The organism is Variovorax sp. P4_D9 (assembly GCF_056401695.1).
This window is the reverse complement of the sequence record NZ_JBFUIU010000012.1, coordinates 25,691-38,007: the sequence shown is the minus strand read 5'-3', so window position 1 is coordinate 38,007 and position 12,317 is coordinate 25,691. Positions and strand designations below refer to the sequence as shown.

The 12,317-nt window shown below is 65.7% G+C and carries 10 protein-coding genes and 3 pseudogenes; 4 read left to right on the top strand and 9 right to left on the bottom strand.

Features of this window, described 5'->3' with window-relative positions; genetic code table 11:
• Positions 1-516: 516 nt before the first annotated feature.
• Both AC1DY5_RS02790 and AC1DY5_RS02785 read left to right on the top strand, forming a co-directional pair.
• Positions 517-1,401, top strand: a complete 885-nt coding sequence (locus tag AC1DY5_RS02790; protein ID WP_478108225.1) for a hypothetical protein — start codon at positions 517-519, stop codon at positions 1,399-1,401.
• A 225-nt stretch (positions 1,402-1,626) separates the two neighbouring features.
• Positions 1,627-1,829, top strand: a pseudogene (locus tag AC1DY5_RS02785) (IS110 family transposase); the annotation flags it as partial.
• A gap of 24 nt (positions 1,830-1,853) precedes the next feature.
• On the opposite strand, the pseudogene AC1DY5_RS02780 reads toward AC1DY5_RS02785, so the two are convergent.
• Positions 1,854-2,158 (bottom strand): annotated as a pseudogene (locus AC1DY5_RS02780) (NAD-dependent epimerase/dehydratase family protein); the annotation flags it as partial.
• 121 nt (positions 2,159-2,279) lie between these two features.
• On the opposite strand from AC1DY5_RS02780, the gene slmA reads away from it, so the two are divergent.
• Positions 2,280-2,930, top strand: a complete 651-nt coding sequence (gene slmA, locus AC1DY5_RS02775) for a nucleoid occlusion factor SlmA (protein ID WP_478108223.1) — start codon at positions 2,280-2,282, stop codon at positions 2,928-2,930.
• 29 nt (positions 2,931-2,959) lie between these two features.
• Here slmA and AC1DY5_RS02770 read toward each other — a convergent pair whose 3' ends face one another.
• A complete protein-coding gene (locus AC1DY5_RS02770) occupies positions 2,960-3,886 on the bottom strand; it encodes a hypothetical protein (RefSeq protein ID WP_478108221.1) in 927 nt (308 codons plus the stop codon).
• A gap of 143 nt (positions 3,887-4,029) precedes the next feature.
• Complete coding sequence (gene cysC, locus AC1DY5_RS02765) at positions 4,030-4,590, bottom strand: adenylyl-sulfate kinase (RefSeq protein ID WP_478108220.1); 561 nt, start codon at positions 4,588-4,590, stop codon at positions 4,030-4,032.
• Positions 4,591-4,729: 139 nt separating this feature from the next.
• Between cysC and AC1DY5_RS02760 the strand changes: the two are divergent.
• Positions 4,730-6,278, top strand: a pseudogene (locus tag AC1DY5_RS02760) (peroxidase family protein); the annotation flags it as partial.
• A 6-nt stretch (positions 6,279-6,284) separates the two neighbouring features.
• Here the strand turns inward: AC1DY5_RS02760 and AC1DY5_RS02755 are convergent.
• From AC1DY5_RS02755 to AC1DY5_RS02730, 6 genes are all read right to left on the bottom strand, one after another.
• On the bottom strand, positions 6,285-6,689 hold the full coding sequence (locus AC1DY5_RS02755; protein WP_478108218.1) for a YjjA family protein: 405 nt from the start codon (positions 6,687-6,689) through the stop codon (positions 6,285-6,287).
• A gap of 94 nt (positions 6,690-6,783) precedes the next feature.
• A complete protein-coding gene (locus AC1DY5_RS02750; RefSeq protein ID WP_478108215.1) occupies positions 6,784-7,842 on the bottom strand; it encodes a malate/lactate/ureidoglycolate dehydrogenase in 1,059 nt (352 codons plus the stop codon).
• Between the two features lie 5 nt (positions 7,843-7,847).
• Positions 7,848-8,789: an SMP-30/gluconolactonase/LRE family protein gene (locus AC1DY5_RS02745; RefSeq protein ID WP_478108211.1), complete on the bottom strand. Its 942-nt coding sequence runs from the start codon at positions 8,787-8,789 to the stop codon at positions 7,848-7,850.
• A gap of 4 nt (positions 8,790-8,793) precedes the next feature.
• On the bottom strand, positions 8,794-10,320 hold the full coding sequence (locus AC1DY5_RS02740; protein ID WP_478108208.1) for a UxaA family hydrolase: 1,527 nt from the start codon (positions 10,318-10,320) through the stop codon (positions 8,794-8,796).
• A 32-nt stretch (positions 10,321-10,352) separates the two neighbouring features.
• Complete coding sequence (locus AC1DY5_RS02735; protein WP_478108204.1) at positions 10,353-11,747, bottom strand: TRAP transporter large permease; 1,395 nt, start codon at positions 11,745-11,747, stop codon at positions 10,353-10,355.
• 12 nt (positions 11,748-11,759) lie between these two features.
• Positions 11,760-12,317 carry a TRAP transporter small permease gene (locus AC1DY5_RS02730; protein ID WP_478108201.1) on the bottom strand — a complete coding sequence of 186 codons (558 nt, stop codon included), beginning with the start codon at positions 12,315-12,317 and terminating at the stop codon, positions 11,760-11,762.

Sequence of the window (12,317 nt, the reverse complement as noted above, 5' to 3'; positions counted from 1 at the left end):
GGACAGCGGTTCCAAAAAGCCCGCAACCAAAGTCCGAAGCCGTCATGAATTGAGAGCTTGGCAAACCGGGGGCGTCCATGTACGGCTGGGACGTAAGCGATCGTTGTGTCCGGTAATAAGTGATTGAAGCAAAAGCGCTTGTCTTGGCACACAAGGTAGTACGAGCCGTCTTCTTCGAGGAGCGAGCTTACTGCCCGTAGGTGCGTGACCAGATCAGGTTGATGCTCGATGCAGTGACTGCTGAAAACGCGATGCTGCTGCTGGTGCTCGCTCTGAACTTGAGCGGCTGCGCGGCGCCATCGCCAGAGCCACCCGTCGCGATCTTGTGCCCAGCCCCGCCGCTTGCGCCGCAGATCAGCCAGCCCCTCCCGTCGCAGAGCTACTCGGAGCGTGCGCGCTGAAGGTCAGGAGCCGGCAGGAATCGCTGATGGCCACGCCTCCGATGTCCGGCCGCTGATCGAGATCTGGCTGAAGTAGCCGAGGCACAATTGGCGGTCTTGCTTCGGAGGGCCACGAATGCAGCAACAGCCGATCGCACCGAAGGGAATACCGACGGTTGATCCAGTCTTTTACAGAACTCAGTACCCGGACCTTGCCAGCTTTGATGACGCGACGCTGGCTGCCCACTACCAGGAATATGGCCGGGCCGAGGGCCGAATCCCCTATGCTGGCGCCGCGCGCGAAAGCTTCCTGACGCTGATTCCGAAGGAGGGGCTGGCGCTTGAAATTGGCCCATTTGCGAGGCCTACGCTCTCGGGCACTCACGTGCGGTACGCCGACGTCATGTCCGCCGAAACGATCAAGGCCATCGCCGCCCACCATGGGATGGATCCCGCTCTGTGTCCGACGATCCACTACCTGCTGACCGAAACGCCGCTGGAAGCGATCAGTGATCGGTTCGAAACGGTGTTCAGCAGCCATTGCATCGAGCACCAGCCGGACCTGGTGGGGCACCTCCAGACCGTCGCGAAGCTGCTCGAGCCAGGCGGCTCGTACTTCGTGATCGCGCCCGACAAGCGCTATTGCTTCGACCACTTCCGGCCCGAATCGACCATCGGGGATGTCTTCACGGCCTACACCGAACGCCGAACGCGGCACGATCTACGGAGCATCATTTCGCACAATGCGCTCCTGACCCACAACGACCACTTCAGGCACTGGGCAGGCGATCATGGCGCGCCGGCCGTCGAGAGCCATCCGGAATGCCTGGAGGAAGCAGTTGCGACTTACGAGGCGGCCGACGGGCGGTACGTGGACACTCACGCATGGCAGTTCACGCCGGAGAGCTTCGAGTCGATCTGCACGCTGCTGCACCTCCGGGGCCACATTGCGCTGCGCCCCGTCGCTGTCTACCCGACGCTGTTCAACCGCAACGAGTTCTGCGCGATCCTGACCCGGTAGAGGTCCGGTCAGCGCGGCGCCCAGAAGGACGGCACTCGTCGCCCTTCTCGGCAGGGGGGATCGGTATGGGCGGTAGCTGGGCCGCTGCGCAGTCCCTCGCGAAGGCACGGGGCATGAGTCAATCTACCACCACCGCGCCCACTGTCTACGCGGGTCTGGACGTCCACAAGGTCAACCCAGATGGCGTACTTCGCCGTCACGACCGGCCTCGGCCAGGGCGATGTCAATACTCTGGGTATGACCGGTCAGTTGAACATCCGCGACATCGTGGTTGGCGAACGAGACCCAAGACGCTGGCCCGGCACCGCAACCGCCGCGTGAAGGCCAGCGCCGAAGAGATCACCAAGGCACTGCCCGGTAACTGGCGCGATGAGCATCTGTTCGTACTGCGCCAATCGCTCGCAATGTATGACGACATCGCCGGTCATGGTTGGCGACAATTAGCTTGTCCGGTAGCTGATCGGGTCGGCCACCGAATCGCCGACTGGCTTCCGAAATGGATCACGCCGGCGATCGGCTGTTCGGCGAACAGCCGGTCCGGCAACGCGCGGTCGCGCACGTCGCCTTCGATGAAGCGCGGCGACTTGCCGCTGATGCGCGTCAGCCGGTCGAGCACACGAATGTCGCTGTTGCCGAGGTTGCCGAGGTTGTCGAGGTTGTCGAGTATCAGCGGCGCGTAGCCGGCGGCGGCCAGCGCCACGCACGTATGGCTGCCGATGAATCCGGCCCCACCAGTGACGAGAATGGTCTTGTGCATCTTGTACTTGTCCCTGGTTTGAAACATAGCTGTCTATTTTCCGCGACAGGCAGGGGTTGTCCGGTTGGCGCGCGCTAACGTCCCTGTGCGAGAATCATTTTTTTACATTTTGCACGCGCACATGCAGAACGACGAGCCGAGCGCCGCTGGCGCCACAAGCAGTTCAGAACCGCTGGCCGCACCGGTGCGCAAACGCCCCAAGCCAGGCGAACGGCGCGTGCAGATCCTCCAGGCCCTGGCAGCCATGCTTGAGCAGCCGGGCGCCGAACGTGTGACCACGGCGGCACTGGCCGCCAGGCTCGAAGTCAGCGAGGCTGCGCTCTATCGCCATTTCGCCAGCAAGGCGCAGATGTTCGAGGGTTTGATCGACTTCATCGAGCAGAGCGTGTTCACGCTGGTGAACCAGATCGTCGAGCGCGACGCCCCCGGCCACGAGCAGGCGGCGCGCATCGTCGCGATGCTGGTGCAGTTCGCCGAGAAGAACCCGGGCATGACCCGCGTCATGGTGGGCGATGCGCTGGTGTTCGAGAACGAGCGCTTGCAAAGCCGCATGAACCAGTTCTTCGACAAGATCGAGGCGACTCTGCGCCAGTCCCTGCGCGACTCGGCGGCGGTCGACGGCTCGGCGACGCCGAGCGTCGATGCGCAGGTGCGGGCTTCGGCGCTGACGGCTTTCGTGGTCGGGCGGCTGCAGCGCTTCGCACGCTCGGGCTTCCGGCGCCCGCCGTCGGAGCATCTGGATGCCGCGGTGGCGCTGATGCTCCTGCATTGAGGGGCGTGCTGACGTCGGCGCCGATCGAATCAGCGCCGCGCCGGCAGTCGCAGACGTCCTGACAACGCGCGCAACGGCGCAGTGATACGCCAAGAGGTCGAGGCTTCGAGTGCGTCCCGCTGGCGCTCGGCATGGTCGATGCGCTCGTTCATCCTGTCCAATTCGCCCGTCGTTGCCTTCAGCGCTGTCTCGGCCTTGCGCAGTTCTTCCTGCAACCTGCCGGCCTCCGCCAAATGCCTAGCGATCTGGCCACGCGATTCGATGAGTTCTGCTCTCGTTTTTTCCAGTTCGTCCCTTGCGGCGTCCAACGTAGCGGCTCTCTGGCCCAGATCCTGCCGTGCGGCGTCCAGGGCCGTGCCCCGCTTGCCCAGTTCGCGCATCAACGCGATGCGATCGAGCGCTGCCAGTGGGGGGAAGGCGATGCCTTGCGGTCGACTGTCGATGAGAGTCGGGCGCTCTTCGGCGCCATCGGCGATTTCCCTGCCGATTCGGACCTTGTCAGGCGCGGCCAGACGGGAATGCACCTCCGAGGCAGTCGGGCGGTCGATCTTGTGCCGAACGATCGAGCCGAGTGATTCGTAAAGATAGTCGTGATCTTCGACGAAGCGAGGAAAGTCGAGAAACACGACGGGAATGTTGCGCTTGACCAGCGCATGCATCAGTTCGTGGAATCCAAGCGCAAGGAGTCGCGCCTGATCGATCGGGTTGAGCGAATAGACCACCCCACCCGGGGTCATGGCCCACGATGCCCACTGCTTGCAATCATCAGGCATCGCGCTGGCATATCGAGCGCGCATCTCATTGACGACGCGGCTGGTCGCGGCCTCGACGAGGCTGCGCATCGGAACGACGACTGCATCGATGACCAGGCCTTCATCGGCGAGCACGCGCTCGATGTATTCGTACAGCCAGGGCGACTTGCACACATAGGGCGCATCGGGCTGGCCGATGAGCATGTCTTCCAAGCCCGCATTGGCGGCTTCGTCGTAGGCGTGATGGCCCTCGCGTGCAAGCTGCGTGTCCAGTCCGCACGCTGCGAGGTATTGGACAAGAAACGTCGTGCCCGCACGGCCAGTACCGGCGATCAGCAGATGATTCTTCATGGCGACTGCCTCGCTGCAAGTCCTGTCTTGCTGAAAATGGTGAGAAGGGGCATCAAGAGTTCAGCTGCCTCGTCCGCATCGTGTCTGGACGTATCGATCAGCAAATCGGGATTCGACGGCAGCTCATAGGGATCGCTCACGCCGGTGAACTTTGCCACCTGCCCGCGACGCGCGCGCGCATACAGGCCTTTGACATCGCGCCGTTCACAATCGGAAAGCGATGCCTTTACATAGACCTCGCGGTAGGCTGCGCCGATGATCTGGCGCGCCAATCCCCTGTGCCTGATCAAGGGCGCGATCGCCGCCACRATCACGATGAGCCCTTGACTGCTCAGCAGATGAGCCACCTCGGCAATTCGCCGGATGTTCTCGCATCGATCTGCATCGCTGAATCCGAGCCCTTGGCTCAGGCCGCGGCGGACTTCGTCGCCGTCTAGGATCGCCGCGGCGATCCCGCGTGTCTGCATCTTGGCTTGCAGGTTCTGGGCGATCGTCGTTTTGCCTGCACCGGACAAACCGGTCAGCCACAGGACCCGCCCTTCACGCGATGCATTCAATTTGCAGCTTTCTTCTTACTGTTCCTAAATATGAATAACTTTGTTCTTATGGTCGGGATCGTCGGGTCTGGTTTCGCTTGGCGAGCTAGTGTGCCTCGGGAAACTTAGCACTGCATGAGCGAGCCTGTTGCCCTATGACGATGTGTGGGAGCCGGACCAGGATGTGTACTGGGGTCGCGAGACGACCTGGCTCGGCGGCGACCTGCGCTCGCCCACGGCTCGGAAGGCGTCGAGAAGGAAGGCGGGGTGCTCGTCACCGATGACGATGCGGACGGCGACGAGCACAGCCGGAAGCTGGAGAACCCGCTCGGCGCCGTGCAGGGGCTGATCTACGTCAATCCCGAAGGTCCGGTCGGCAACCCCGATCCGATCGCCGCGGCCTACGACATCGGCGACACCTTCGCTCGCATGGCGATGGACAACGAGGAGACCGTGGCGCTGATCGGCGGCGGCCACACCTTCGGCAAGACCCATGGCGCGCCCCCCGGCGACCCATGTCTCGCACGAGCCCGAGGCGGCCGATCTCGAGGCCAGGGCCTCGTGCTAGAGCTAGAAGAACAGCTTCGGCAGCGGCAAGGGTGGCGACACGATCACCAGCGGCCTCGAAGTGACCTGGATCACCACGCCGACCCGGCCGAGATCTCGCGGCGCTTCATGGAGAGCCCCGACCAGTTCGCCGATGCCTTCGCGCGCGCCTGCTTCAAGCTCACCCACCGTGACATGGGGCCGCGCGCCCGCTACCTCGGGCCGGAGGTAATGGTCGAGCGCTGGAATCGGGTCCTGCCAGATGGGTTCTTCTGCAGGTACCCCTGGTCGACGCGCAGGATGTCGAGTCCCTCAAGAAGAAAGTGCTGGCCTCGGGCCTCACCCCGGCGCAGCTCGTCTCCACGGCCTGGGCGTCGGCTTCCCACCTTCCGTGGCTCCGACAAGCGGGGCGGCGCAAACGGCGCGCGGATCCGTCTGGCGTCGCAGAAGGATTGGGCCGTCAATCAGCCGGAGCAACTGGCCAAGGTCCTGCAGGCGCTCGAGAGCATCCGCAGCGAATTCAATGCCGCGCAGACCGGCGGCAAGAAGCGGTCTCTCGCCGACTTGATCGTCCTGGCCGGTGGCGTGGGCGTGGAGAAAGCGGCCCGCGACGCCGGCCGCGAGGTCAAGGTGCCCTTCGCGCCGGGGCGCGCGGACGCTTCGCAGGGGCAAACCGACGTGCCTCCTTCGTGCCGCTGGAACCGCATGCGGATGGCTTCCGCAACTACGTGAAAGCGCGCTACAGCGTGCCCGCGGAGGCGCTGCTGGTCGACAAGGCGCAGCTGCTGACGCTGACGGCACCCAAGATGACGGTGCTCGTCGGTGGCCTGCGCGTGCTCGATGCCAACTTCGGGCAGGCCCGGCACGGCGTCTTCACCCAGAAGCCGGGCACCTTGAGCAACGACTTCTTCGTCAACCTGCTCGACATGGGCACGGAATGGAAGTCGGTCTCGGACGCCAAGGACCAGTTCGAAGGACGCGACTGCAAGACCGGCGAACTCAAGTGGACCGCGACTCGGGTCGACCTGGTCTTCGGCTCTTACGCGCAGCTGCGCGCCCTCGCCGAGGTCTACGCCAGCTCGGACGCGCAGCAGAAGTTCGTCGACGACTTCGTGGCGGCGTGGACCAAGGTGATGAATCTCGACCGCTTCGACATCGCCTGAGTCGGCCTAAAGCATGCCCTTGGCCTGCTTGAGCACGAAGTCGCAGGCCTTGCGCGTGACTTCCTGCTTCAGGCCGCCGCCGGTCAGGTCCATTTTCTTGCCGTCGGTGCCGGTCAGGATGCCTTGCGAGCCGTCGACGTAGCCGGGGTCCGAGGCCGGCTTGGGTCCCGGGATCTTGCCCATCAGCTGGTCCTTGATGCCCGAGGCGCCGTCGGCGCTCAGGTAGTTGTTCTTGAGGCAGTACTCGATAACGCCCGCCGCGTTGCCGATGCTGCCCGAGGCCATCGAGCCGGTCGCGCCGCCCGCCAGGCCCTTGAGCATGTCGAGCGACTGGGCCTGCGCGAAGCACGCGATGCCCAGCAGCAGGGCGATCGCGCTGACGCGCATGAAACGTTGTCGGAAGGGGTTCATGTCGGCTCCTTGTGTTCGAGAATGGTTGGGGAAACCATAGCGCAAGCCCGCGGCCCCGCCGCGACGACGTTGAAACAGTTGGTGGTCGCCGTGCTCAGGCGACCGTGAGCCCGACCTTGCGCCCCGCCTCCACGATTTCTCCCCAGGTCGCGTCGTCGAGCCAGATGCCCTCGCGTTCGCGAGTCGCGCGGGCCTTTCGCTCGGGCTCGCCCGCAATCTGCACCGCGTCGAAGCCGGCGCCCGCCGGACTCTGGCGCAGCCAGTCGACGAAGGCCTTGGCCTCCTGTTCGAAGCTCGCCTGCGTGCCGAGCTTCGCCGGGTCGATCAGCACCACCAGCATGCCGTTGAGCACGGTACGCGCAGTGTCGGCCGGCCGGTGCCAGGTGCCACCGCCGGTCAGCGCGCCGCCGAGCAGTTCGCAGGCCACGGCCATGCCGTAGCCCTTGTGCTCGCCGAAGGTCATCAGGGCGCCGAACAAGCCGTTGCTCTGCGGCACGACCACCACGCCGGGGTCGTCGGTCGGTGCGCCGTGCTCGTCGATCAGGTGGCCCGGCGCCACGCGCTCGCCCTTGTTATAGGCCACCCGCATCTTGCCCTGCGCCACGCGGCTGGTCGCGAAGTCGAGGATGAAGGGCTCGGCCCCGGCGAGCGGCACGCCGATGCAGCACGGATTGGTGCCGAAGCGGCCGTCGCCGCCGCCCCAGGGTGCGACCACCGGGCGCGACAGCACGTTGACGAAATGCATCGCCACCAGCCCCTCGGCCACCGCCATTTCGGCGAAGTGGCCGATGCGTCCGAGGTGGTGCGCGCTGGCCAGCGACAGGATGCAGCTGCCGTGCTGCCGGGCCCGCGCGATGCCGAGTTCCATCGCCTGCACGCCGACGATCTGCCCGTAGCCGTGCTGGCCGTCGAGCGCCAGCATGGCGCCGGTGTCCAGGTTGATCTTGACGGCAGCGTTGGGGACCAGCCCGCCTTCGGCCACTGCATCGACATAGCGCGGCAGCATGCCGACGCCATGCGAATCGTGGCCGCTGAGGTTGGCGAGCACCAGGTTGGCGGCGACCTGTCCGGCCTCGGCCGGCGTGCTGCCGCCCGCTTCGAGGATGCGGGCGACCTGGGTTCGCAGGAAGACGGGTTGCAGCGTTTGCGACATGTGAATCAAACTCCCTTGGCGTTGACGGTGATGGCGTAGAGCGAACTCGTGGCGCAGATGAAGAGGCGGTTGCGCTTCGGGCCGCCGAAGCAGACGTTGGCCACGCGCTCGGGCAGCAGGATCTTGCCGATCAGGCTGCCATCGGGATCGTAGACATGCACGCCATCGTTGGCGCTGGTCCAGATGCGGCCCTGGGTGTCGAGCCGGAAGCCGTCGAACAGGCCGCGCGTGCATTCCGCGAACAGGCTGCCGTCGCCCAGCCCCCGGCCATTGCGCGAGACCGCGAAGCGGCGAATGTGGCGCGGCCCGTCGTCCGCATGGCTGGCGCCGGTGTCGGCGATGTAGAGCATCGATTCATCGGGCGAGAAGGCCAGCCCGTTGGGCTTGACGAAATCGTCGGCGACGAGTTCGACCGCGCCGCTCGCAGGATCGATGCGGTAGACGTTGCAGGCGCCGATCTCGCTCTTGGCGCTCAAGCCTTCGTAGTCGGTCAGGATGCCGTAGCTCGGGTCGGTGAACCAGATGCCGCCGTCGGAATGCACCACGACGTCGTTGGGCGAATTGAGGCGCTTGTCCTGCCAGTGCGAAGCCAGCACCGTGACGCTGCCGTCGTGCTCGGTGCGCGTCACGCGCCGCGTCAGGTGCTCGCAGGTCACCAGCCGGCCTTGCCGGTCGACCGTGTTGCCGTTCGAGTTGTCGGCCGGCTCGCGGAACACCGCGACCGTGCCGTTGCGCTCGTCGAGCCGCAGCATGCGGTTGTTCGGGATGTCGGACCAGACCAGCGTGCGATGGGCGCCGAACCAGGCCGGCCCTTCGCACCAGCGGGCGCCGGTCCATAGCCGCTCGACCTTCTCGGGGCCGGGTACCAGGCGGTTGAAGCGCGGATCGAGTTTCTCGATGCCGGTGCCGTCGAGCGTGCCGAAAGGCGCTTGATTGGATGAGGCCATGGCGCTACATCACCGCGCCGACTTGCCAGGGCACGAACTCGTTCTGCCCGTAGCCGTGGCGTTCGCTCTTCGACGCCTCGCCTGAAGCGGTCGCCAGCACTAGCTCGAAGATTCGCTGGCCCATCTCCTGGATTGACACCGTGCCCTCGACGATCTCGCCGCAGTTGATGTCCATGTCTTCTTCCTGCCGCTGCCACAGCRCCGAATTGGTGGCCAGCTTGAGCGAAGGCGAGGGCGCGCAGCCGTAGGCCGACCCGCGGCCGGTGGTGAAGCAGATGATGTTGGCGCCGCCCGCCACCTGGCCGGTCGCGCTGACCGGGTCGTAGCCCGGCGTGTCCATGTAGACGAAGCCGTGCGCGGTCACGGGCTCGGCGTACTCGTACACCGCCTCGAGGTTGCTGGTGCCGCCCTTGGCCACCGCACCGAGCGATTTCTCGAGGATGGTCGTGAGCCCGCCGGCCTTGTTGCCGGGCGAGGGGTTGTTGTTCATCTCGCCCTCGTTGATGGCGGTGTAGTGCTCCCACCAGCGGATGCGCTCGACCAGCTTCTCGCCGACCTCGCGCCGCACGGCACGGCGCGTCAGCAGGTGCTCGGCGCCGTAGACCTCGGGCGTCTCCGACAGGATCGCGGTGCCGCCGTGCGCCACCAGCAGGTCGACCGCGGCGCCCAGCGCCGGGTTGGCGCTGATGCCCGAATAGCCGTCCGAGCCGCCGCACTGCAGCCCGATCGTGATGTGCGACGCGCTCAGCGGCTCGCGCTTCACGGCGTTGGCGCGCGGCAGCATCTCGTTGATCAGCGCCACGCCCTTCTCGACTGTCTTGCGCGTGCCGCCAGTGTCCTGGATGTTGAAGACGCGGAAGTTCTCGCCCTCGCTCAGGTGGCCGGTGGCGAGCCAGGCGTTGATCTGGTTGGCCTCGCAGCCCAGGCCGACCACCAGCACGGCCGCGAAGTTGGGGTGCGTGGCGTAGCCCGTGAGCGTGCGCTCGAGCAGCTGCATGCCCATGCCGCCGGTGTCCATGCCGCAGCCGGTGCCGTGAGTCAGCGCGACCACGCCGTCGACGTTCGGGTAGTCGGCCAGCGCCGCCGGGTTGGTCTTGCGCGAGAAGTGGTCGGCGATCGCGCGGGCCGCGGTGGCCGAGCAGTTGACGCTGGTCAGCACGCCGATGTAGTTGCGGGTGGCGACGCGGCCGTCGGCGCGCTTGATGCCCATGAAGGTGGTCTCGCGTTTCGGTGGCGGCGCTTTCACGTCGGCGCCGAAGGCGTAGTCGCGCTCGAAGTGGCCCTTGTCGGGGCCCATGTCGAGGTTGTGCGTGTGGACGTGCTCGCCGGGCGCGATCGGCTTGCTCGCGAAGCCGATGATCTGGTTGTAGCGGCGCACCGGCTCGCCCTCGGCGATGGCGCGCACCGCGATCTTGTGGCCGGGCGGGATCAGGCCGCGCGCGGTGACGCCCTCGACCGGCGTGCCGCCGACCAGCTGACCGCGCGCGATGACGACATCGTCGGCGGGATGGAGTCGAATGAAGGGGTTCATCGTGTGTTTCCTTTGTCTTGCGCGTCGGGTGCTCAGAAAAACATTTTCGGCAGCCACAGTACCAGCGACGGCATGTAGGTGATGATGGCCAGGCTCAGCAGCAGCGGCACCAGCCAGGGCARGATCGCCATGGTGGTGCGCTCGAAGCTCAGGCCCGCCACCCGTGCGAGCACGAACAGCACCATGCCCATCGGCGGATGCAGCAGGCCGATCATGAGGTTGAGCACCATCACCAGTCCGAAGTGGATCGGATCGATGCCCAGGTGGGTGGYGATCGGCAGCAGGATCGGCACCAGGATCGTGATCGCCGCGGTCGGCTCCAGGAAGCAGCCGACGAACAGCATCAGCAGGTTGGCCAGCAGCAGGAAGACCCAGGCCTTGTCGGTGAAGCCCAGCACCCAGCTCGCGATTTCGGCGGTTACGCCGGTGGCGGTCAGCATCCACCCGAAGATCGAGGCGGCGGCGACGATGAAGAGCACGGTCGACGTGGTCTCGATGGTGTCGAGGCAGACCTTGACGAACATCTTCCAGGACAGCGTGCGGTACCAGGCGAAGCCGAGGATCATGGCCCAGACGCAGGCCGCGATCGCGCCCTCGGTCGGCGTGAAGAGCCCGGTGGTCATGCCGCCGATCAGCAGCACCGGCGTCATGATCGGCAGCAGCGCCTCGAAGCGGAAGATGCGGTCGAGCACGAACAGCGCGGCCAGCCCGGCGAAGACCGTGATCTGCGGCGGCGTGCCGAGCCAGGTGATCGCGACCCACATCAGGAGTGGCCAGCCGATCACGACGGCCAGCTCGCTGAGCGCCTTGAACAGCCGCGTGCTCGAAAACTTGACGTCGCCGCCCCACTTGTTCTTGTGGGCGTAGTAAGCCACCGTGAGCATCATCAGGATCGCCATCATCGCGCCCGGCAGGATGCCGGCCAGGAACAACGCGCCGACCGACACGTTGGCCATCATCCCGTAGATCACGAAGGGCAGRCTGGGCGGAATGATCGGCCCGAGCGTGGCCGAGGCGGCCGTGACGCCGACCGCGAACTCGGTGTCGTAGCCGTGCTCCTTCATGGCCTTGATCTCGATCGTGCCGAGGCCCGCGGCGTCGGCGATCGCGGTGCCGCTCATGCCGGCGAAGATCACCGAGCCCAGCACGTTGACGTGGCCGAGTCCGCCCTTGAGCCAGCCCACCAGCGCCAGCGCGAAGTTGTAGATGCGGGTCGTGATGCCGGCGTTGTTCATCAGGTTGCCGGCCAGGATGAAGAAGGGCACGGCCAGCAGCGGGAAGCTGTCGATGCCGCTGACCATGCGGTGGATCACGACGAAGGGTGGCAGGCCGCCCGACATCATGATGTAGGCCAGCGAGGCGCCGGCCATCGCGATCGCGACCGGGATGCCGCCGGCCATGAAGACCAGGAAGAAGATCTTGAGCATGGGGCTTCGGCCTCAGTGGTCGGACAGGGTGGATTCGGGGCGCTCGAGCACGCTGTAGCCGCGCCGCCAGTGGATGCGCGCCACCTGCACCGAGCGCCAGGCCATCGCGGCGAAGCCGAACAGGCAGAGGCCGTAGACGATGTTCATCGGCAGGTCGACGATGGTCATGCGCGTGCGGCTGCCGATCTTGAGCATCATCTGTACCGTCATGACCACGGCGCCGGCGAAGAAGGCGATCCGCACCAGGTCGACCGCCTTCGACATCCACAGGCCCATCGCCCGGGGCATGTGGCGGTAGAAGAAGTCGACCTGTATCTGATTGTTCTTCGAGACGCCGATTGCCGCGCCGATGAAGACCACGCCGATCAGCATGTAGCGCGCAAGCTCTTCGGTCCAGGCCGCGGAGTCGTTCATCACGTAGCGTGTGACGAACTGGTAGAACACCGTGAGGCCGAGCAGCCAGAACAGCGCCAGTGCGATCCAGCCCTCGGCGATGGTGTCGGAGAGGTCGACCACTTCGTCTTCCGCATGGAAGTGGCCTTCGTCGTCGATGATCTTCTGCTCGGTCAT

Coding starts and splice junctions, on each gene's coding strand:
- AC1DY5_RS02790 (WP_478108225.1), top strand. CDS start 517: ATGCAGCAACAGCCGATCGCACCGAAGGGAATACCGACGGTTGATCCA.
- AC1DY5_RS02745 (WP_478108211.1), bottom strand. CDS start 8,789: ATGGCCTCATCCAATCAAGCGCCTTTCGGCACGCTCGACGGCACCGGC.
- slmA (WP_478108223.1), top strand. CDS start 2,280: ATGCAGAACGACGAGCCGAGCGCCGCTGGCGCCACAAGCAGTTCAGAA.
- AC1DY5_RS02750 (WP_478108215.1), bottom strand. CDS start 7,842: ATGTCGCAAACGCTGCAACCCGTCTTCCTGCGAACCCAGGTCGCCCGC.
- AC1DY5_RS02770 (WP_478108221.1), bottom strand. CDS start 3,886: ATGCTCATCGGCCAGCCCGATGCGCCCTATGTGTGCAAGTCGCCCTGG.
- AC1DY5_RS02730 (WP_478108201.1), bottom strand. CDS start 12,317: ATGACCGAGCAGAAGATCATCGACGACGAAGGCCACTTCCATGCGGAA.
- AC1DY5_RS02755 (WP_478108218.1), bottom strand. CDS start 6,689: ATGAACCCCTTCCGACAACGTTTCATGCGCGTCAGCGCGATCGCCCTG.